Here is a 22238-nt window from a genome sequence, read left to right as displayed (position 1 = left end):
TCTCCTCGTTTTGCGCTCTACTCCCTTGCATCTCGCTTCGTTCGGATCAAATCTCCTCGGTTCGCGCTCTACTCCCTTGCATCGCGCTTCGTTCGGATTGAATCCACACCCACACTACTTCATCCGCCGCGAAAGTCCGTGCCATACGTAAACTACTTCGTCTGATAAAGCAGCCGCATCTTGCTGAATCCATCCTGCCAAATCTCGCAGAAGACGGTCTTCTGCTGCTATTGGAACGATGCCTTTGCCCATCTCTAGCATGATCAAAATAACTTGTTTGTTTTTGCGAGACTCTTCTTCTATAAAATCTCTAAACATCAGACGATATTTTTCACGAATATCGGTGAGAGGCTCTGACTTCGCCATGGAGCGTAAATCCTCGCGCAACCAATTCTCCCAACCTTCAACAACTAGAAAAGTATTTTGTCCATTCCAGAAATCTCTCCAACTATCCAATGTTTCGCCGTCGTAGCTAGACAGCCAGCTCAAACCAACATCATCAAATTGATCTTTTACGATTTTTCTTTTTCCTGCGAAGGCACCACCGATAACGAGTTGCATTTCCATCTCTCCTCTTCATATGTGAATCTAACATGAACGCCCTCACCGTGAGTGATTTTCCAATCCCAAAAAGACTGCGATCGCTCCAGTGTGGAAAGGAGGTATCTAATCACTCCACCATGTGTAACAGCAAGTACAGTCCGATGATTCACGTCTTCTTTTGCCGCTTCAACGCCAGCAAATAGCTCATCTTTCCACTGCTCGACTCGACCTATAAAATCCTTCCAAGATTCTCCGTTCGGCACTCCCAAACCTTTCCAATCATCTAGCCACTGTCGATAGACATCTACGGCCTTTAAATCATCATATGTCTTTCCTTCCCAATCACCGAAATGAAATTCTCGTAAACGTTCATCAATTACATACTGTTTATTAGGAAGTAGGAACGCTAACGTCTCTCCGCAACGCCGAAGATCACTCGTGCATATTTCATCAACTTGTTTGTTTTTGCGAGACTCTTCTTCTATAAAATCTCTAAACATCAGACGATATTTTTCACGAATATCGGTGAGAGGCTCTGACTTCGCCATGGAGCGTAAATCCTCGCGCAACCAATTCTCCCAACCTTCAACAACTAGAAAAGTATTTTGTCCATTCCAGAAATCTCTCCAACTATCCAATGTTTCGCCGTCGTAGCTAGACAGCCAGCTCAAACCAACATCATCAAATTGATCTTTTACGATTTTTCTTTTTCCTGCGAAGGCACCACCGATAACGAGTTGCATTTCCATCTCTCCTCTTCATATGTGAATCTAACATGAACGCCCTCACCGTGAGTGATTTTCCAATCCCAAAAAGACTGCGATCGCTCCAGTGTGGAAAGGAGGTATCTAATCACTCCACCATGTGTAACAGCAAGTACAGTCCGATGATTCACGTCTTCTTTTGCCGCTTCAACGCCAGCAAATAGCTCATCTTTCCACTGCTCGACTCGACCTATAAAATCCTTCCAAGATTCTCCGTTCGGCACTCCCAAACCTTTCCAATCATCTAGCCACTGTCGATAGACATCTACGGCCTTTAAATCATCATATGTCTTTCCTTCCCAATCACCGAAATGAAATTCTCGTAAACGTTCATCAATTACATACTGTTTATTAGGAAGTAGGAACGCTAACGTCTCTCCGCAACGCCGAAGATCACTCGTGCATATTTCATCAAATTGTAGCTCATTCAATTCTTTTTTTAACACAAATAAGTCTTCAAGTCTTTCAGCTACAACGGGTTCATCTGTATGCCCCAAATACCGCTTCTCTTGGTTCCATTTCGTTATCCCGTGACGAATGAGATATAAATCCAGACAAGCATAAGTGCCCATAGTTCCCCTCCTTCGATCGCCGTTCCAATCAAATCGCCATTGACGCCTTTAAATGTTCTCACCACCCATCCCCCATAAATTACAACAGACAACAGGAATATAGGAAAAATCACGAGGTATTCTGGTACAAAAAACATTACGACTGCAATCGGAATCAATCCGCAAATGACATCAACGCTACCAATATTCTGTTTCCAATGCCAAGCGAGACCTTGTTTCTTTGCTGCAGGTAAAAATACGAGCAAGGCAACACCTGCAAATCTAGCCAACCCTAGAACAACGATAAAAGCAAAAAGATGATCTGTTGAAAAAGCATCCAATAACAAATAAATAAACACTACTTTCCAAACGAGCAAAAAGAAGAGAGCAATGACTCCAAAGCTACCTACATGAGGGTCCTTCATGATCTCCCATTTCTTCTTCAGAGGGGCATTGGAACCAACTGCATCCGCTACATCCATCAGACCATCTAAGTGAAGGCCCCCCGATAGCCATACCCAAAGACTAATCAGCACAAGTGCCAATAATTCAGTCGGAACATAAGGAGCAAACAGCACACCAACGCCTAGTAGGATCGCACCTAATAACATACCAATAAGCGGATAAAACCGTATAGCCCACCGGCTCGTCTTCAGACTCCATGGACATTCGATAGGAACGGGAAGTCTTGTAAGAAATTGCACCGCTAATAAAAATCCGTATAATACTTCTTTCACAACGACTTTTCCCCTTTCCAATCGATTGGGATTCCAGCAATTACCTGTACTGCTGAATCGGCTCGATCAACGATATGTTGATGAATTTTTTCCAATACGTATATGTATTCGCTGACCATCGCATCCACAAGAGTTTGTTCTCCTTCATTTAGATCATTGGTGACGAATATTAATGTCTGCTGTTTCACTTTCGCTAAATCGATAAAGCGATCGATTAAGTTGATTAAGTAGTATGATTGATTCGATTCTCCCTTCATAGTCGCAGAGAATAAATAGCTGTGTGGATCCGTTTGATACAGCATGTTGCTCAACCAAATCGTCAGGCAATCAACTAAAACCACATCACCCATCCCTGTTTTTAATGGAACAGATGTTAAGTCGAACGGTTCTTCTATCGTCTGCCAACTTTCAGACCGGTCCTCCTGATGGAAACGAATCCGTTCAATCATTTCATGATCCGTTTTCCGTGAAGTAGCAACATAAACTAATTCCGCAGTCGCAGATTTCTGTTCCCGATAAATTTCTAACGCTTTTTCTTCTGCAAAACGGCTTTTCCCAGACCTTGCAGCACCTGATACAAATACAATCATCGCTGCCGTCTCCATGCAGAAAGCGCATCTAACAGCAAATCGTTTTCTGATTCAGATCGAATTGCAAAACGAAGGTAATCTCCGTCCAGTTGTTTGAAATTATCGGTATGACGAGCTAATATACCGTGATGCAAAAGAAATTCAAATAAATCACTTGTCGCATTAGGATTCTCATTATCTCGTAATAGATAAAAATTAGCAGAAGAAGGTGACATATAATAATTCATCCCCTCTAGACGCTCTCTAAGACGGATTAATTCCGCATGAAAAAACCGACGAGACTTGGCAACAAAAGCTTGATCTTCTAGCATCAGAGGAATGATTGCACCTGCAATTGCATTGACACTCCAAGGGATTTGCGCCTGTTTTGCCACTTTAATAATCTCTTTATTCGCCAACATATAGCCGACGCGAAGCCCTGGAACAGCAAACATTTTCGTCATCGATCTTAGTAGAATAAGCTGATGATATTCTTGCATCACGCTCACCAAATCACTACAATCTTCATCCTCATCTAAAAAGTCAACGAACGCTTCATCAACGACAAGATACGTACCAGTTTTCTTTGCAGCATCTAATATCAAACGTATTTCCGTTTCTTTTACGACAGTTCCTGTTGGATTATTTGGACGACAAAGATACACCACATCTGCCCAAGATAGTTGATCAATTATTTCATCTAACGGAAGTCGCAATGCATCTGCTTTATCTAAATAAACATGTTGGACATCGAGGTGATAATGCTGACAAGCTCGCTCGTACTCGGAAAAAGTTGGCTGGATGATCAGCGCATTTCCCCCCTCAAAATACTTTGCAGTTAAAAAGATCGCTTCTGCTCCACCGTTTGTAACCAGTACTTCATCCTTGTCAACTTGACAAAACTTTGCCAATGCATTCGTTGCATCAGGATAGCTAGGATCTGGATAGTGACTCATTCGATCGTAACTATCGTTTAACACTTGTTTCATCCAATTAGGAGGACCAAAGGGATGGATGTTTGCACTGAAATCGATCACGTTATTATGTATATGAAACTGCTTTTTAACCATGGCAGGTTGTCCTCCATGACTTGGCCACTCTATTCCCATTTCACTAACCCCTTCCTAATTAAATATAATCCATAGCAAAGCTAAAATCATAAAAAATACGAACCATCCTCCATGCATTAACCGTATCGATTGATTAATATGGATACATGATAATGGGTTCTCTGAATTTCCCATTTCAGCACGGTGGGAAACCTCTCCTTGATAATAATTTCTTCCACCTAATTGAATTCCCATCAGTCCAGCGACCATCGCTTCTGACCAGCCACTATTTGGACTCGGATGTTTGCTAGCATCACGCAAAGTTATTTGCCATGCCTTTCTCTTATTCGTCCCCCGAACAAAAAATGCCCCTAGCCATAGTGTTATTGAAGTAAATTTAGCTGGAATCCAATTTACAACGTCATCTATCCTTGCAGAGCTCCACCCGAAATCAACATATCGTTCGTTTTTGTATCCTACCATGGAATCTAACGTATTGATTGCGCGATAGGCCATCGCAAATGGTGCCCCACCAATAAACGCCCAAAATAGTGGAGCGGTAATCCCGTCCACTGTATTTTCAGCTACTGTTTCAACTGTACCACGGACAAGCTCACTCTCTCCAAGGTTTTCCGTGTCTCTGCCGACAATCATACTCAACTGTCGTCTTGCTTCAAATAAATTACCCTGCGCTAATGGAACTGCTACTTGCAGCGCTGCTTGTCGCAACCCTTTGACCGCGATCGTTGAGGAAATCAAATATACTTCCACTAATACCCCAGCAATCATATGAAGCTGATATAAAAAATAAATAATAGCAAATGTACTCGCAAACGCGATACCAACAACGACAGTCAATAATAATACACCTTGCCGTTTTTTTTGACGGCTAGAACCTCGATTTAACTTCTTTTCCATAAAAGTAATTAGCTTACCAAAGCCAATCACAGGATGAGGCAACCATTTCGGATCGCCGATGAGCAAATCCAATATAATAGCTGCCACAATAATCATCACTCTCGTATCTATAAAAAATTCCATCATAACTTATCTAACCTTGCCTTAGATTTGCTCGTGGCTTTCATTGTTGCCTCGTAAACAGCTGCTCCAATCGCTTTTCCAACAGCTGTTCCTGAACCTGCATACGGCGTTTTCTCTCCTATTTGCGTCGCTCCAATTAACAAGCTATCTGTTGATGTTCCTGTCGCTTGTGTCTCTGTGAATGGATCGATTACACCTAAATCATGTAACGCCTTCGTCTTCGCTTCCGTCGCTGACATGCAAGCATTGACAAGTGCACCATCTGTTAGATGAGCATCAATAAATACCATTGTATTAATTGTTCCGATTTGGCTAATTCTTTCGTCCATTTTAGTATTAGTAATATCCACTGCATTTCCAACTCCCGCGGTTACCATCACAACAATTTGCATGTTTTGCTGATTCTTAGTATGTAATTCCATATCTTCAAGTTGAACAGCAGTCATCATCCCCGCTGACATTTCAGTAGGGATTCCCCAATTATTCATCCAACTTTCCATATCATCGATGGGATCACCGCCATCATAATTTTTATTCACATGGAAATTACAAAAATGCTTTAACCATTGGATCCCTTCACCGACAACACTATTTGAAATCGTTCGTAAAGGTTGCTCAAATTCCAGATGAATAAACCCTTCATTTTGTTCCAATCGAAAGGAATTTTTCAAATCAGTTGGCACCTGTTCTACATCATCGTAAGGAGTCATTAATAACTGTGGTTTTGGAACATACGGGTGAGATTGCGCCTTTACTTTCACTTCATAAACATCTTGTAGAAGCTGTTCATTCCGTAAAATATCGACACCACCAACTCTTTGAAACTTCCCTTCATGAAGCAAGGCAACTCTGTCGGTATAAAGTGCCGCAACGTTCAAATCATGCAAGATTGCAAATATCGTTAACCCATGCTCTTTTTGCCATTTTTTCAACAAATCAAGCATGTAGAAAGAATGCTTCACGTCCAAATGATTTGTCGGTTCATCTAATAAAAGAACTTTCGGTTGCTGAGCCAATGCTTTGGCAAGCAGAACTCTTTGTTTTTCACCGCCACTAAGTAGTCGAAATTGTTTATTCCTATAATGATCTACATTAGCTAGTTCCATCACCTCATCAATGATTTCTCTATCAGCTTTCGAAATCGTCTTGAGCACACCTTTTTGAAACGCATAACGACCAAGACTAACAATTTCTTCTACGGTAAAATCAAAGGAAACTTGCGCTTCTTGAGCCAAAACTGCCACTTTTCTCGCTTTTTCAAGGTGAGACAATTTGGATAGCAGTTGACCGTCAATTGTAATTTCTCCTTGTTTGATAGGTAGACCACCTGTTATCAATTTAAACAGCGTCGTTTTTCCACTGCCATTTGGACCAAGCAGTCCAAAGAATTCACCTTTAACAATGTCGAAGTCAACTCCGTCAATAATAGGTTCTTCTGAATAGCCGCCTACGAGATTCTTGACATGGATCATACCGTTACCCCTTCCCAAGCCGATTTCTAATCAATAATAATGCAAAAACAGGTGCCCCAATCAAAGCAGTAATTACACCAATTGGAAGTTCTTTCGGGGCAATAATCATTCGTGAGACTAAATCAGCTATAATTAGAAACCCTCCCCCAACAAGGAACGATAAAGGTAACACATGCCTGTGATTTGGTCCAATGATGAGGCGGACCAAATGAGGGATTACTAACCCAACAAATCCAATGGAACCAGAAACAGCAACAGATGCTCCTGTTAATAAAGATGCTCCAACTAAAATATAGTATTTGCCTCGCTTAACATTCACACCGATATGTTCGGCTGCCTCTTCCCCTAAAGCCAACGCATTTAACTCCCGATAATGGACCAATAGAATAAACATGCCTATGATCATAAACGGAACGATGAGTTGAACGTGACTCCATCCTCTCATACCAACACTTCCGTAGAGCCAATAGATAATTTGCGTCATCGAATCTTGATCACCAAGCGATATCACCAAAGAGATGATTGCACCAATAAAAGAACTCATAATAATTCCTGCTAAAATAATCGTTTCAATCGCAAAGCTTCTGCTGGCAATTCTAACAAGACCAAACACGAGCATCAATGAAATGAAACCACCAATTATTGCTACAATTGGAAGTGTAAAACCGCCTAAACCAACAATCGTCACTTGAAAAAATATTACGATAACAGCTCCTAATGCGGCACCAGATGACACACCAATCGTATAAGGATCTGCGAGTGGGTTTCGAAGCAACCCTTGAAAAGCTGCACCCGCCAAAGCTAATGAAGCTCCTACACAAAAAGCCAATAACACGCGTGGTAAACGAATGTTCCAGATGATTCTATCTTGAACTTCGGGAAAGTCCGAGAGCAATTGCCAGCCAAATACATTGTCAATGATGATGTGGAAGATGGTTGGAACAGGGACTGTCACACTGCTCATAAATAGACCAAAGAGGATTGTACTAAGTACAAATCCTCCACTGAAAACATAAATCCAAAAGATTCGATTACTCAAAAATTTCTGGATAGACCAATTTGGCAAGAGTTTCCACTCCCTCAATTAATCTCGGTCCTGGTCGAATGACCGTATCGTTATCCACATCATGTATTCTTTCATCTTGCACAGCTGGTATGTCCGACCAACCATCACGTGATACCACTTCGTCAATTGGATCTTCCGCAACTCCATGGGTTGTAATAATCACATCAGGACTCAACATGACAATTTCTTCTTCAGTCAGGCTGACCCAACCTTCTTGATCTTCTGCCGCATTAGTTGCTTGAATCACTTCTAACATCTCATGCATAAATGTTCCTTGACCAGCTGTGAAAATATTTGGTGAGGGAGATATTTCGACCCAAACCGTCTTTCTATCTTCTTCAGAAATCTCTTCCGCTTTTTCTTCAATCTCAGCTAATGCGTCTTTCATTTCAACAACAATCTCATCCGCACGTGAACTAGTACCTGTAGCGCTACCAAGCATTTTGATCGTGTCATAAGCTTCATCAAATGATTCGCCACCTTCAATTACAAGCACATCGATACCAGATTGCTCATATTGATCCAAAATTTCTGAATGATTCTCGTAATGATATCTTTGAACAAGAGCCATATCAGGCTCCAACGACAATATTAATTCAGGATCCATATCCTGCCCACCTACATTTTGGATATCTTCTGCTTCTGGTGGATAATTACAAAAATCCGACACACCTATTAATCTGTCTCCAGCTCCAAGTTCAAAGACAATTTCCGTGTTACTAGGCAACAATGAAACGATCGTTTCAGGTTCTTCGTCAATTGTCACTTCCCGATCTACTTTATCTGTCAAGGTGATTGGAAATTCTCCACCAGTTACTTCTTCATTTGCTGCTTCGTTCTCTTCGTCCGCCGCATTCTCAATTTCATCATTATTATTTTCTGTTTCATTCGTGACTTCGTCGTTATCGTTCGCTTGATTATTTTCATTTACCTCTTCTTCATTTGTTCCACAAGCCGTCATTAATGCCAACGACAATGTTATTGCTGCACCTAATTGTCCCCATTTAATTCTCTTTTGCATCTTTTTGTTCCTCCTACATTCTTTTTATTACATAATAAAAACGCCATTCCTTTAGGAAAAGCGTTGAATGTAACAGTCACATAGAAATAAGTACCTATCATAATATAGATGACGGTTTGCATTCTAACACGTAGTAGAATTTTCTATGAACATGAAACATCCCTTTCCTCGAAGGTGTTACGAACAACTTGGCAGGTCTCCTGACTTACGCTTCATCGGATCAGCTTCCCTTCCCATGCTTTTATGTAAAAGCACAGTGGGCTTCTTTCAGCTTTCCTAAACGCTCACAGTGGCGGGACCGTGTCGGCTTTTACCGACTTCCCTTTTAACATGAATTCGTCAACGTATCGACGTGAATCATGAACCAAATTGTATCTATGAAATTGGGTTTTATTAATAGATTTAGTATAAATCAGTTTTCAAATAAAGTAAATTTATTTTTAATCTTTTTCAATATGACTAAGTCGAAATTCCTGCTGAAGTGAAAGTAGCCATGCCTTTTAAAATTTTTAGGGAAGATTCCACAATCGGAAAAGCAAGCGCCGCTCCGGTTCCTTCACCTAGACGTAACTCTAAGTCTAATAATGGATTTGCTTGGAGCATTTTCAAAGCTGTTGTGTGTCCTTGTTCTTGAGAGCGATGACTGAATATTAAATAGTCTCTCGCTTCGGGAACTAGCTTCGTTGCTAACAAGGCAGATACCGTGCAAATAAATCCATCAATAATGACAGGCTTTCGTTCAGAAGCTGCTCCTAAAATCGCCCCTGTCATACCAGCAATCTCCAGTCCACCTATTTTAGAAAGAATATCGAGGACATCCTCACGATTTGGTTTTCGATCCTCAAGCGCCTGGGCAATGATCTTTCGTTTCAATACACGCTGTTCAGCTGTGATTCCTGTTCCAATATCAACAATACCTTCCACATTCACTTCGGCTAATGTAGCGATGATTGCACTACTGCTCGTCGTATTCCCGATCCCCATCTCACCTAAGATAATCGAATTTGCACCTTGTTTAATTACTTGTTTTACAATATCGATCCCTACTTCAATTGCCTTTTGCGCCTCTTTCCTTGTCATCGCATCTTCCTTGGCAAAGTTAGCTGTTCCATAGCGAATTTTTTTATTAATAAAACCTGAACCTTCTATATCCGATGCAACACCTATATCAACGATCTCTAACATTGCATCTATTTGTTTTGTTAATACATTTATTGCCGCGCCACCTGCAAGGAAATTCGCCACCATTTGTGTCGTTACTTCTTGAGGAAATGCAGAAACTCCTTCTTTAGCGATACCATGATCGCCCGCAAAAACAATCGAAGCAGGAGGGGATACAGTTGGAAATGTATCTCCAGTTATTTCTGCTAACTGAACCGCTAGTTTCTCTAATCTACCTAAACTTCCTGGTGGCTTCGTTAAATTATTCAGGTGAGCTAGAGTTTGTTTCCCTACTTGTTTATTTGTCGCTGTGATTTTGTTTATTGTTGTTTCCATGCTGCTGTCCCTCTCTAAATATCTCAGTTTTTTTGAAATAAAGCCATTTTATCCTCGATCAATTCCATGTTGAGATGACTCTCAACCAGTTGAGCTAAGTGATGAAAGGATTGTTCTTTCAGTGCTTGAAAAGAAACCCTGTCATTTATTTCAGGAAGGCCTTTGCGTCCTCGTAAATCATTCAATATCACTTCTCTAAATCGATCATTTTCAAATATTCCGTGAAAGTACGTACCAATCGTTCGTCCATCTATACTAATAAACCCGTCTGTGCCTCCGTCTATCAATTGAACAAATCGATCCCCTTGTTCATCAGAAAATTGAGAGACACCCATATGAATTTCATAGCCTGTGACGGCTATCGTTTCACCACGATAGATAATCACACCTTCAGATAAAACAGTGCGTTTCTTATCAGTTAACGTCGTTGATAAATTTCCAATAAGACCTAGACCTTCCACCTTCTCAATTCCTGACTCTATACCATCTGGATCTGCTAACGTTTGACCTAGCATTTGATACCCACCACAAATACCGATTATTGGCGTTTTATTTTCCTTAACGAGCGAAATGATTTCTTCCGCCAGCCCCTCCTTACGAATATGCGCTAAATCTTCCAACGTATTTTTGCTACCTGGCAAGATAATCAAGTCTGGTTTGCCCAACTCTTCGTTTGTTCGGACAAATCGAACGTGACAATCCGGTTCCCTCATAAGTGGGTCGACATCGGTAAAATTCGATATTCTCGGATAAGAGATCACAGCAATATCTAAATCCTTTTCTTGATTTTTCCTAGAAGAATATTGTTCTAACGCAAGAGAGTCTTCTGCTTCAATGTTTAGCTTGTCTATGAAAGGAATGACCCCTAGCACTGGTAATCCGGTATAGTCTTCAAACCAATCCAAGCCAGGTTTAAGCAAACTCAAATCGCCTCGAAACTTATTGATGACGACTCCGATGACTCGTTTACGGTCAACAGGGTCTAGGAGTTGTAATGTGCCTACTAAACTGGCAAATACACCACCTTTATCAATGTCACCAACTAAAATGACTGGTGCATTTGCGATGTTTGCAACACTCATATTGACGAGTTCACGATCATTCAAATTTACCTCTGCTGGACTTCCTGCACCTTCGATAACAATACGCTCAAAATTCTCAGATAATCGTGCATAACTGTCTTTGATCAACGAAAGCCCTTCATTGTAAAAAACTTGTCTATATTGTCCTGCTTGCATATTTTTATAAGGTTTTCCATGAACAACAATTTGAGACTTATATTCACCAGTTGGTTTAATTAATATTGGGTTCATATAAGTTGTTGCTGGAATGCCTGCCGCTTCTGCTTGCACTCCTTGTGCACGACCAATTTCCTTGCCGTCAACGGTTATATAAGAATTCAAAGCCATGTTTTGCGATTTAAATGGGGCTGTTTTATACCCTTTTTCTTTAAAAATTCGACACAGTGCTGTGACTACAATACTTTTTCCTGCATCAGAGTGCGTACCTTGTACCATGATTGGTAACCCTTTATCCATTTGTTTTCCACTCCAAACATCGATTGACCCATCGCTCAGCGATGGAAGGACATGAAGCAAAATGAAGGTGCGTATAACCGGCGACAAGATTATTGTTAATCTGCCCTTCTTCTTTTGTACCCTTACGCCCTGTAGTTTGAAAGGCTGCCGTTATCATTTCAGAGGAAGTATGCGTTGAGTAATGAAATTCATGCCCCTTTACTGTTTCTCCTATAGGCAACAAGAAATTTTCATTAAGCCCTGTTACTTCCCGATAACCAATGGCCGCTAAACGATCTGTCATTGTCACAGCGCCTGGAAGAACACCAACCATCGAATACTGATCTTGATTCGACGTCGTGATTGACTCACACAAAAACATAAATCCACCACACTCAGCAAACGTCGGCATCCCTTTATCTATCGCTTCTGCAATGGACGTTTGCATCTCTTTAAACTGAGAAAGTTCCTCTGCATACTCTTCAGGAAATCCTCCACCTAGATAAAGACCATCTACATTGTCTGGGAGCGATTGCCCTGAAAGTGGTGAGAAATAAACAATCTCTGCGCCAGCCGCTTCTAATAATTCTAAATTCTCTTTGTAGTAGAAGTTAAACGCTTTGTCTTTCGCTACAGCTATTTTCACACAGGCATCTCGTTTCTGTTGAAATAACTCTGACTCATTTTTGATGACGGGGGAAGTCACAGCTAATTTATAAAGGTGATCCAAATCAATCGTTTCTGAGATAACATTGCCTAATTGCTCGAAATATGGTGCTAGTTCTCCACGTTCAATCGATGGAATTAAACCTAAATGGCGTTCAGGCATCGACAGATTTGCATCCTTCGTCATATAACCTACGACAGGAATATGGCATTCCTTCTCCACGGCTTCTTTCACAAGCAAATAGTGACCCTTACTACCTACCTGATTCGCAATCACTCCGACAATATTGGCCTGCTCATTAAGCAATTGAAATCCTTTAACTATTGCAGCTGCACTCCGAGCGAGTGCGCCACAAGGAACGACCAATAAAACAGGACTATCGGTAATAACACTAATATCAGCCGTACTTCCTTTATCTGATGATGGGTCTTTGCCATCATAGAAGCCCATCACACCTTCGATCAGAGATATGTCTGCTCCTTGACTGCCTTTATGAAGCACTTCTTTTAATGTCTCTTCATCAAACATCCAACTGTCTAGATTTCGAGCTTGCCGACGGGATACTTCAGTATGGTATGTTGGATCTATATAGTCAGGACCACACTTAAATCCTTGTATGGTGAGCCCTCTTTGTTTGAATGCAGCCATAAGCCCGACTGTTATCGTTGTTTTACCGACACCGCTAGCTATTCCAGCAATGACTAAACGCCTTGTTGTCATGCTGTCATCCTTCATCCCATTCATTAATATTCAATCCCTTTAATGGCAGGGATCCCCTCATCATAATAGTGTTTCTCTGCTTCAACAATAGAAACAAGGTCTGCGAGTTCTTTTATTTTTGGATGTGCATCTCTTCCTGTTAACAAAAGATGAACGTGCGCTGGTCTTTCTTTAATCACATCAAGTACTTCTTGGAGTGGTAACACATCATCAATCGGAAAGGCACTAATTGCTAATGCGTTATTAATCTCATCTAAAATAACAACATCATATTCTCCGCTCATGATCGCTTGTTTCACTTGAGGCCAGCCTTTTTTAAGCGCTTCTCTGTGTTCTTCCGGTGTCTTCGTCCAGGTGAACCCTCTTCCTAATTGAACCATCTCAATCCCTAACTTTTTCAAAGCGGTTTGTTCTCCATATGTTCTCTCAGGTGATTTAATAAATTGAAAGATCCGTACAGTGAAATCGTGTCCAGCAGCGCGTAAAGCAAGCCCTAATGATGCCGTCGTTTTCCCTTTTCCATTACCCGTATATACGAGCGTCATTCCTTTTTGATTCTTCTTAGCCATGTGAACATCTCCTCTTATAATTTATCTTAAAATTAATATAAAAAACGCCTCCCCAGTAAGGAAAGCGCTACATACGAATACGGCACGTATATCTCAGTAAATACACAAAAGGCTGTTGTTATCAATCGACAACTCGCACAGTCGCTCACCTTTTCCTCGAAGGTCTTTAATACGACAAACAGGCAGGTCTCCTGACTTACATCTCACCGGAACCATTGCACCTTCCCATACAATTTTGCACAGTGGTAATCACAACATTCCTAGACGTTTACAGTGGCGGGACCGTGTTGGAATCTCACCAACTTCCCTTTTCATTTTTAACAAACAACACTTAACCTCGGGTATTGTTAAAAGAACCTATTTGCTTTTATTTAATTAATACATATTTACATAGTATAATTGAGCAAACTTAGAAAGTAAAACGACTATTTAGAATACCGCTTCAAACTAATGGTAAGTTTCGACCCTTGCATACAAAATTCTCTGATATAATTGAATTATAAAACAAATTTCGATATGATTAGCAAAGCAATTGAAAAACCGTTTGCACAACTCTTGTGCTTAAGGTAACGTTCGAATATCGGAAATGACGAGGTGGAAAACATGGAAAGAACATGGTGGAAAGAGGCAATTGGATACCAAGTGTATCCACGAAGTTTTCAAGATAGTAATGGAGATGGTTTTGGTGATCTCCAAGGTATGATCCAACGTCTAGACTATTTACAAGAATTAGGTATCGACTTCATCTGGATATGTCCGATGTATAAGTCACCTTTAGATGATAATGGTTATGACATTTCAGATTACCAAGATATATTGGAGGACTTTGGTACCATGGCTGACTTCGATGAACTTCTTCGAGAGGTTCATAAGCGAGGGATGCGATTAATTATCGATCTCGTGTTAAATCATACGAGTGACGAACATCCGTGGTTTATTGAATCACGCTCAGCCAAAGATAATCCAAAGAGAGATTGGTACATTTGGCGCGACGGTAAAGATGATCAAGAACCAAATAATTGGGAAAGCATTTTCGGTGGATCTGCTTGGGAGTATGATAAAAAGACCGAGCAGTATTTCCTTCACGTTTTCTCCAAAAGACAGCCAGACCTCAACTGGGAGAATTCAGATGTGAGGACAGCTCTTTATGATATGGTCAATTGGTGGCTTGACAAAGGAGTGAATGGGTTTCGAATTGATGCGATTAGTCATATTAAGAAACGACCTGGTCTCCCAAATCTGCCAAATCCTGATGAGAAAAAATATGTCCCTTCTTTTGATATGCACATGAATCAAGAAGGAATCCATGAATTTTTGCAGGAATACAAAGAACAAACGTATGATAACTATCCAGATACGATGACTGTCGGTGAAGCGAATGGCGTTAGTGTTGACGAAGCACACTTATGGGTTGGTGAAAACGGCAAAATGGATATGGTGTTTCAGTTTGAACATCTCGATTTGTGGGATCATGAAGTAGGCGGTGGTGGTCTCAATATTATCGAACTAAAGAACGCGTTAACTCGATGGCAAAAAGGTTTGGAGCACGATGGGTGGAACGCCTTGTTCATCGAAAATCATGATAAAGCCCGCGTTGTATCGACATGGGGGGACGACAAACAATATTGGCGTGAGAGCGCAACAGCTCTTGGGGCAATGTACTTTCTCATGAAGGGAACTCCGTATATTTATCAAGGTCAAGAAATCGGTATGACAAACATTTATTTTAATAATATTGAAGAATATAATGACGTAGCAGCTAAAAATATGTATCGTGAGAAAATAGCAGATGGCGATTCTCCACAAGAAATTATTAATGTTCTTGCTCACACATCGCGTGATAATAGCCGCACACCGATGCAGTGGTCAGATGATGCCAACGGTGGTTTCACAACTGGAGAACCTTGGCTAAAAGTGAATCCAAACTACAAGGATATTAATGTTGAAAAGCAACAAGGCGATGATCGGTCGATTCTGCAGTTTTATAAAAAAATGATTCAACTAAAAAAGAAGCATGATATTTTTACTTATGGTAGCTACGATTTGCTAATGGATGAAGATACGCAAGTCTTCTCTTATAAACGTGAATTTAATGGTCAAACTGCACTTGTAATAACAAACTTAACAGCTGAAAGTGCTGTTTGGATCAAAGAAGAGAATTCCATAGCAGTTTCTAGTAACCAGCTTGTATTAGCAAACATCGATGTCGACGAGCACGATTCCTCAGCATCGATTACGTTAAAGCCTTTTGAAGCAAGAGTTTATTTATATTAATCATATTTTGAAAGCCCGGGCGGATTGATCGCTCGGGCTTTTTCATGTGAGGGGATAACGAGCACCTTCATCTGAAAAATGGACTTTTTGTGATCGCTCATTAGAGTGTACAAGCTCCGAGTGTCTCGCATCTAGCTTTTTCTAGACACTCTCACGACTTCTTCACCTCTCAGTGGCTCGCACTTAGTTTTTTCTGGACACTCGTATGACTACTTCTCTTCTCAGTGTCTCACATCTAGCTCTTTGACTAATGGTTACTCCACACCATATCCAAGTGTGGAATGTCATCTTCCAAATACACCTCCGAGATAGGCTCAAATCCAAATGATTGGTAAAAACGCAACGCGTACTCTTGAGCTTGAATTTTAATCTCTTTTTCTAGTAATTGTTCGCTCAGAAATGCGATCGATCGCTCCATAATCTCTTTCCCTAACCCAGTTTTCCGTAATGGCTCTATTACTAAAACTCTTCCTATTGATGCTTGTCGGTATGCGACACCCGCTGGAAGTAGTCGAGTATAGGCAACTATGTCATTGTTCTCCTCCGCAAAAAGGTGATAGGATTGTGGATCCTTCCCATCAACTTCTGGATAAGCACAATTCTGCTCAACGACAAAAACATTAATTCTTTCCTGAAGTATTTTATACAGCTGATGTGTTGACAGTTCTTCAAATTCCTTTATGTAAAAATTCACGATACTCCCCCTAAAGTAAATGCTTCCGTTCATTTTATCATTACCTTTCTTTTTTTCAAAAAGAAAGGCTGACCAGTTAACATGATAAATTGATTTAGTTTCGATAGATAATATAGGCGAGATAAATCAGATAAGAAATTACTAAAATACTACCTTCACCTTTGCCTATTTTCCAATCCGTTCTTGAAAAAACAAGTAAAACAATTGTGAGAATAATCATAAATACCACATCAACAAATATTTTCGTTTCGATTTGAAGAGGAATAATAAGAGAAGTGATGCCTAAAACAAAAAGAATATTGAAAATACAGCTTCCAACAATATTACCTAATGCAATATCACTGTGTTTTTTTACGGCTGCCGTTATCGAGGTGACAAACTCAGGGAGAGAAGATCCTAAAGATACGACAGTAAGTCCAACAAGAGTTTCACTCATACCAAATCGAATCGCGATTTCTGTACTGCTTTCAACCACCCAATATCCTCCTAGAATAATACCTGCTAATCCTAACAAGGTTACGACACTATTTTTCCCTCCACCTGCTTTAGCATCAGATACTTTACCTTCATTTGAAATAATATCCTCTTCACGGTGAGTCATCGCTACTCCAAAAACATAGTACATAAATATTGCAAAAAATAATAATAAAACGATCCCATCCCCACGCGACAATAAGTTACTTGACTCTGAGTCCATTCCCACGTCCCATATTAATGCCATAAATGCAAGACTAGCCAATAAAGTAAAGGGGATTTCTTTACGTACAGTTTGATTTTCAACAGCTAACGGGAAAATAATGGCAGTCAACCCAACCACACCTGCAATATTGATAATATTACTACCTACAACGTTACCAATAGTAACTCCCGGGTTCCCCTCCAACGCGGCAATGATGCTAACTGTTGCTTCTGGAGATCCGGTACCGAAAGCAACAATAGTAAGCCCGACAAGGACAGGAGAAACCCGAAGTAGTTTTGCTATTTCCGAAGCGCCTGTCACAAACCAATCTGCTCCTTTAATAAGTAATAAAAATCCGGCCACCAACAAAAAATAAACCATACATTTCACCGTCCTTAATTTTGCTTAACGGTTCTATTATGCATGGTTTACTATTTGATTATTCGACTGGCTTTATTGGATAATGAACTACTGCGTATTCAAAGGTATCAAACTACATTAAAGCACAAACACAAGCAACTGAGCAGCAATGGCAACAAATATTAACGCAAATGGATATGCTGCCGCATAAGCAATTGCTGGTTCATCACCATCTGTCAGCTGATTTACTGCTCCCAATCCGGGTGTACTCGTCAATCCGCCACAAAGTGCTCCTAATGAATGAAGAATACTTAAGTGGAAAAGTTTCTTTGCCATCAAAAAACCAGCTAAAATCGGGAGTAGTGTAATAAGAGCGCCGCCAAATACAAGACCAATTCCCTCGGCCATAACTACTTCAACAAGACCTTCTCCTGCGGTTGTTCCGGCACCAGCTAGGAATAGAACAAGTCCAATATCTCTAATCACCTGATTTGAAGGTTGAAAAAATCTAGCACGTATCGGACCGATTTTCCCAAAGTGACCAACAATTAATGCGACAAACAACGGTCCACCTGCAACCCCCAAATTCATCGTACCAAGACCTGGTAAATAAATAGGCATCATCCCAACAAAAATCCCGATCAATAAAATTAGGCTAAGGGAAAAAATATGAATATTTGTAATCTGTAATTTTTTTTGTCCGAATAATTGCTCTACTTCAGACAAACGGTCTTCACTGCTTACCACTGTAAGAACATCGCCTCTTTCCAAACGCCATCCGGGATTTTGGTTGAACTCAAAACCGGCACGCTCCATTCTCGTTACAGTAACACCGTACTGGCTTCGTAAGCGTAAATCTCTGACGCTTTTTCCAATCATATCTTCTGAATCAACGGTAATTCTGCGCAGTTTAATATTATCAACGTTATCAACATTCGTAACTACTTCCTTACCAATTTGATTCCGTAGTTTTTCTAAGTCTGAAGGAATTCCGACTGCAACTAGCCGGTCTCCTTTTAATATGACTGTATCACTCAAACTAATAATATTACGATTTCCTCTTATTACTCGACTAATCACCGCAGTACTGTTTGGCATAAGCTTAAGCTCTCTTAGTGTTCTTTTATCGATGCTATCATTCGTCACTTCAATCGTCATCGACTCAGGTGACCCTTTATGTCGAACCGGACCAACAGAACGTTTCAAATCTTTTTCTAAATCAATATTTAATACTTTTGGCATCAATTGAACAAATAAAACAACAGCTACCACGCCAAACGGATAAGCTATCCCGTAACCAACAGATGCTAACGGATCATTCGTTGCTTGAAGAGCTGCTGCAAGACCTGGCGTACTCGTCAACGCTCCTGTCATCAACCCAATACTAAGAGCGGGAGACAGGCCAAATACTTTTGAAACAACAATCGTTGTCAACGCAGCTATTAAAACAATTAGTAAGCCAATAATTCCAAATATAATTCCTGATGTTTTCATCATTCGAAAAAAGCGTGGTCCCGCCTGTAAACCAACAGCGACAATAAATAAACTAAGCCCGAGATTTTGTACTACAGGAGAAACTTGAAATCCAAAATGACCAAATACCATCGCTATAAGAAGTACGCCTGACGTACCTAGACTTAACCCTTTGATTTTCGCTTGCCCAAACATTGACCCTAAGAACAATATCACGAATAGGAGAACTAAGGGATCATCTAAAAATTTCATCACGATATCCAATCCTTTCCCTCCATTTTTTAATACAACGAATAGCCTATTGGCCAAAAATCTAGAATATGTATAGCCAATTAATAAGTTAACTTTCATTATAAGCTTTTTATATATAAATAAAAGCGATTCTCGCTTCTGTCTGAAATGATTCACAGTTTATTTACAAAACGTTCGAATAGTTGTCAATGATCACGTTTTCAATTCTTTACAAATAAATTTTTATTCTAATACATTATTCCCGAAAAACAAATGGATAATAGAAAAGTACGAAAGTAAAAGGAGGAATTAGTTTTGCAAAATGAACAAAATAATTATATGGAACAACAAAACGGTAAAAAGTTGTCAGAGAGTATGCCTGCAAATAAAAGTCACGGTGGCCATGAACTTTATGATGCACATGAAGTGATTTCAGGAGTCATGGGTGTGCTAGATCACTACAAAATGTATGAGCAACACCTTCAAGATCAAGCGTTGAAAAAAATATTAAATCGACAAAGCAGCTTTTTAACTGAGCTTTACAACATAATGGTGGAGAGCTTGCAAACAGGAGAAAAACCTTCAAAATCGACGCACATTTATCATATGGAACAAAGTAACAACGTCATGTACGGACTGGAAACAACACAACCAAAAAAACCAATTCAGTCAGTTTCGGAAATTTCCGACGAAAATATCTCAGGGTTGATGCTTGGTCAAGTAAAAGGGCTCGCATCTCTCATGGCGATGACCGCACTAGAGATGACTAATCCAGTATTACGAAGGGTTACAGCAGATAGTGTCCCAAATCTCATTGAAATGAGTTTTGACGTATTCCTCTATCAAAATAAGCAAGGATATTATCAAGTACCTCAGTTGGCCGATCAAGAAATGACACATATGACTGAAGGTTTTGCCACTGCTCCAACAATACCTTTGAATTAACGGTTCCTGAACAACTTAAGAAAGTTGTTAAACCCTTGTAACAATCATTATTTTCTTATTCAGCAACCTCTTAATTAGCAGGGAATTATTTTTCGGAAGGATGGTACTCATGGATAAAAGAGACAAAGAAAAGGAACTCTTTTCAGCAAAGAATGAAAAGGTTGCTCCAGGACTCGATGAAGAAGACTCATATGGGAAAAATGCATCTAAAACTGATATGAAACAAGACAACACGACGAAAGTTACTCGCCTAATTAATGACGAATATGATCATTCATAGTCTCCATTCGTTTTAGAATTATTGCAAGTCCGTATAGGCTAGTGCTAGACACCTCTTACGATATTCCACACTTGAAGTTGGAAGAAAGAAAGCCGAAGTAAATAATCTTCGGCTTTCTATATTTCTTATTTGATTGCTAAACCAATTTCTGTTGCAGCTTTCTAGAAAAACTCGGTTATTTCATACCCTGATTTTTGCAATTCTTTTATAACCTCTTTAATATGTTCGCGGTCTTTCGTCTCCAAGGACATTTGTAATTGGGTCTGACCAGGGAACACTTTTACTCCAACTCGTTGTTGGTGAATATTAACAACATTTGCTTGCAACTTTGCGACAATTTCCAAAATATCTTGAAGCCTTCCTGGCTTATCTTGAATGAGTGTTTTTAATGTGAGGTAACGACCTGATTCCATTAATCCATGTTCTATAATTTTGGAAATAAACGACACATCGACATTTCCACCACTCAATATCACAGCAACCTTTTTATTCTCCAACGGAATTTTTTTATACATTAATGCCGCTAATGCTGCGGCACCAGATCCTTCAACGAGTTGTTTGCTTCTTTCAAGGAGTAACATCATTGTCCTTGCCATTTCCTTTTCATCAACTTCAAAAAGACCATCAACGTATTTCTCAATAATGTCATAAGTTTTCTTCCCCGGTTTTTTTACGGCAATCCCATCTGCCATTGTTGGTATTGATTCTATCAATGTGGGAACTTTCTTTTCAATCGATTGACGCATACTCGTACAAGCGCTAGCTTGCACGCCATATACTTTAACATGGGGATGAGTTGTTTTAATTGCTTTAAGCGTACCCGCCATCAACCCACCACCACCAATTGGACAAACAACTGCATCGACATCTGGAAGTTGATCAAGAATTTCTAGTCCCATTGTCCCTTGCCCCGTAATCACCGCGTCATCATCAAAGGCATGGATAAACGCTGCTCCTGTCTGCTTTTGAAGCTCCAACACATAAGCAAGTGCATCATCAAAACTATCTCCATTTAATTCGACTGTCGCCCCATAACCTCTCGTTGCTTCAACCTTACTCAAGGGAGCACCTTGTGGCATGATAATCGTACATGGAATATGTAACATTCGACAGGCATAAGCAACCCCTTGTGCATGATTTCCAGCAGATGCAGCAATGACTCCGTTTTTTCTTTCTTCTCCACTCAAAGAAGAAATTTTATTATATGCTCCTCTGACTTTAAAGGAGCCTGTCTTTTGTAAATTTTCTAGTTTTAAATACACATCGTTATTAGATAAATCACTAAACAAACTCGAATAATCTAATGGTGTTTCATGAATCACTTCTCTCATATGCTCTCGTGCTTTTAGAATATCTTCATAGTGAATCATACTTCATTCCACCTTTCGTTATCTACCGTAATTAGGTGTTCACACAAAAAAATCGCCCCGCTCATCCCTAGGCGATCAACGACAGATTATTCTCCAAATTAGCTTTGATTAATTTAACTTTTTATTCCATGTTCATACTATCTCCACTA

21 protein-coding genes and 2 riboswitches are annotated in these 22238 nt (G+C 40.0%); of the genes, 3 read left to right on the top strand and 18 right to left on the bottom strand.

From position 1 onward, the window contains the following. Nucleotides 1-114: 114 nt before the first annotated feature. The 14 genes from ACM26V_RS21670 to ACM26V_RS21605 all read right to left on the bottom strand — a co-directional run bounded on the left by ACM26V_RS21670 (nt 115) and on the right by ACM26V_RS21605 (nt 13783). A complete protein-coding gene (locus ACM26V_RS21670; RefSeq protein WP_416148846.1) occupies nt 115-561 on the bottom strand; it encodes a bifunctional adenosylcobinamide kinase/adenosylcobinamide-phosphate guanylyltransferase in 447 nt (148 codons plus the stop codon). After that, nucleotides 513-1286: a histidine phosphatase family protein gene (locus ACM26V_RS21665; protein ID WP_416148845.1), complete on the bottom strand. Its 774-nt coding sequence runs from the start codon at nt 1284-1286 to the stop codon at nt 513-515. The genes ACM26V_RS21670 and ACM26V_RS21665 overlap by 49 nt, the downstream gene beginning before the upstream one ends. Beyond that, a complete protein-coding gene (locus tag ACM26V_RS21660; protein ID WP_416148844.1) occupies nt 1238-1879 on the bottom strand; it encodes a histidine phosphatase family protein in 642 nt (213 codons plus the stop codon). Before ACM26V_RS21660 ends, ACM26V_RS21665 begins: the two co-directional genes overlap by 49 nt. Beyond that, the gene (gene cobS / locus ACM26V_RS21655; protein ID WP_416148843.1) at nt 1831-2595 is read right to left on the bottom strand and encodes an adenosylcobinamide-GDP ribazoletransferase; all 765 of its coding nucleotides are present in this window, start codon (nt 2593-2595) and stop codon (nt 1831-1833) included. Before cobS ends, ACM26V_RS21660 begins: the two co-directional genes overlap by 49 nt. Next, nucleotides 2592-3185, bottom strand: coding sequence for a bifunctional adenosylcobinamide kinase/adenosylcobinamide-phosphate guanylyltransferase (locus ACM26V_RS21650; RefSeq protein ID WP_416148842.1), 594 nt, complete (start codon nt 3183-3185; stop codon nt 2592-2594). Before ACM26V_RS21650 ends, cobS begins: the two co-directional genes overlap by 4 nt. Next, entirely contained in the window at nt 3182-4273 is a 1092-nt protein-coding gene (cobD, locus tag ACM26V_RS21645) for a threonine-phosphate decarboxylase CobD (protein ID WP_416148841.1), read from the bottom strand. The genes ACM26V_RS21650 and cobD overlap by 4 nt, the downstream gene beginning before the upstream one ends. A 15-nt stretch (nt 4274-4288) precedes the next feature. Further along, entirely contained in the window at nt 4289-5257 is a 969-nt protein-coding gene (gene cbiB / locus ACM26V_RS21640; RefSeq protein ID WP_416148840.1) for an adenosylcobinamide-phosphate synthase CbiB, read from the bottom strand. Next, a complete protein-coding gene (locus ACM26V_RS21635; protein ID WP_416148839.1) occupies nt 5254-6726 on the bottom strand; it encodes an adenosylcobinamide amidohydrolase in 1473 nt (490 codons plus the stop codon). The genes cbiB and ACM26V_RS21635 overlap by 4 nt, the downstream gene beginning before the upstream one ends. A 4-nt stretch (nt 6727-6730) precedes the next feature. Further along, nucleotides 6731-7792, bottom strand: a complete 1062-nt coding sequence (locus ACM26V_RS21630; protein ID WP_416148838.1) for a FecCD family ABC transporter permease — start codon at nt 7790-7792, stop codon at nt 6731-6733. Further along, nucleotides 7758-8813 (bottom strand): ABC transporter substrate-binding protein, encoded by a 1056-nt coding sequence (locus tag ACM26V_RS21625; protein ID WP_416148837.1) that lies wholly within the window; start codon nt 8811-8813, stop codon nt 7758-7760. The genes ACM26V_RS21630 and ACM26V_RS21625 overlap by 35 nt, the downstream gene beginning before the upstream one ends. Nucleotides 8814-8985: 172 nt before the next feature. Further along, nucleotides 8986-9197, bottom strand: a riboswitch (cobalamin riboswitch). A 75-nt stretch (nt 9198-9272) separates the two neighbouring features. Beyond that, nucleotides 9273-10310, bottom strand: a complete 1038-nt coding sequence (gene cobT / locus ACM26V_RS21620) for a nicotinate-nucleotide--dimethylbenzimidazole phosphoribosyltransferase (protein WP_416148836.1) — start codon at nt 10308-10310, stop codon at nt 9273-9275. Nucleotides 10311-10333: 23 nt separating this feature from the next. Beyond that, nucleotides 10334-11848: a cobyric acid synthase gene (locus ACM26V_RS21615; RefSeq protein WP_416148835.1), complete on the bottom strand. Its 1515-nt coding sequence runs from the start codon at nt 11846-11848 to the stop codon at nt 10334-10336. Next, the gene (locus ACM26V_RS21610) at nt 11841-13214 is read right to left on the bottom strand and encodes a cobyrinate a,c-diamide synthase (protein ID WP_416151942.1); all 1374 of its coding nucleotides are present in this window, start codon (nt 13212-13214) and stop codon (nt 11841-11843) included. Before ACM26V_RS21610 ends, ACM26V_RS21615 begins: the two co-directional genes overlap by 8 nt. Before the next feature lie 23 nt (nt 13215-13237). Next, complete coding sequence (locus ACM26V_RS21605; protein WP_416148834.1) at nt 13238-13783, bottom strand: cob(I)yrinic acid a,c-diamide adenosyltransferase; 546 nt, start codon at nt 13781-13783, stop codon at nt 13238-13240. A gap of 163 nt (nt 13784-13946) precedes the next feature. Then, nucleotides 13947-14159, bottom strand: a riboswitch (cobalamin riboswitch). Between the two features lie 227 nt (nt 14160-14386). On the opposite strand from ACM26V_RS21605, the gene ACM26V_RS21600 reads away from it, so the two are divergent. Further along, nucleotides 14387-16057 carry an alpha-glucosidase gene (locus tag ACM26V_RS21600; protein ID WP_416148833.1) on the top strand — a complete coding sequence of 557 codons (1671 nt, stop codon included), beginning with the start codon at nt 14387-14389 and terminating at the stop codon, nt 16055-16057. A gap of 247 nt (nt 16058-16304) precedes the next feature. Here the strand turns inward: ACM26V_RS21600 and ACM26V_RS21595 are convergent, their stop codons facing one another. The 3 genes from ACM26V_RS21595 to ACM26V_RS21585 all read right to left on the bottom strand — a co-directional run bounded on the left by ACM26V_RS21595 (nt 16305) and on the right by ACM26V_RS21585 (nt 19614). Continuing rightward, nucleotides 16305-16751, bottom strand: coding sequence for a GNAT family N-acetyltransferase (locus tag ACM26V_RS21595; protein WP_416148832.1), 447 nt, complete (start codon nt 16749-16751; stop codon nt 16305-16307). A gap of 94 nt (nt 16752-16845) precedes the next feature. Beyond that, nucleotides 16846-17811, bottom strand: a complete 966-nt coding sequence (locus ACM26V_RS21590; protein WP_416148831.1) for a calcium/sodium antiporter — start codon at nt 17809-17811, stop codon at nt 16846-16848. A 117-nt stretch (nt 17812-17928) separates the two neighbouring features. Then, entirely contained in the window at nt 17929-19614 is a 1686-nt protein-coding gene (locus tag ACM26V_RS21585; protein WP_416148830.1) for an aspartate:alanine exchanger family transporter, read from the bottom strand. A gap of 195 nt (nt 19615-19809) precedes the next feature. Between ACM26V_RS21585 and ACM26V_RS21580 the strand changes: the two genes are divergently transcribed. Together ACM26V_RS21580 and ACM26V_RS21575 are read left to right on the top strand one after the other, a co-directional pair. Continuing rightward, nucleotides 19810-20439, top strand: a complete 630-nt coding sequence (locus ACM26V_RS21580) for a spore coat protein (protein WP_416148829.1) — start codon at nt 19810-19812, stop codon at nt 20437-20439. A gap of 109 nt (nt 20440-20548) precedes the next feature. Continuing rightward, nucleotides 20549-20719, top strand: a complete 171-nt coding sequence (locus ACM26V_RS21575) for a hypothetical protein (RefSeq protein ID WP_416148828.1) — start codon at nt 20549-20551, stop codon at nt 20717-20719. Between the two features lie 161 nt (nt 20720-20880). Here ACM26V_RS21575 and ilvA read toward each other — a convergent pair whose 3' ends face one another. After that, nucleotides 20881-22089, bottom strand: a complete 1209-nt coding sequence (gene ilvA, locus ACM26V_RS21570) for a threonine ammonia-lyase (protein ID WP_416148827.1) — start codon at nt 22087-22089, stop codon at nt 20881-20883. Between the last annotated feature and the right edge of the window lie 149 nt (nt 22090-22238).

Origin of the sequence: Salipaludibacillus sp. HK11 (genome assembly GCF_047795645.1) — a bacterium.
Lineage (GTDB): Bacteria > Bacillota > Bacilli > Bacillales > Salisediminibacteriaceae > Salipaludibacillus.
This window is presented reverse-complemented; position numbering and strand designations above follow the sequence as displayed.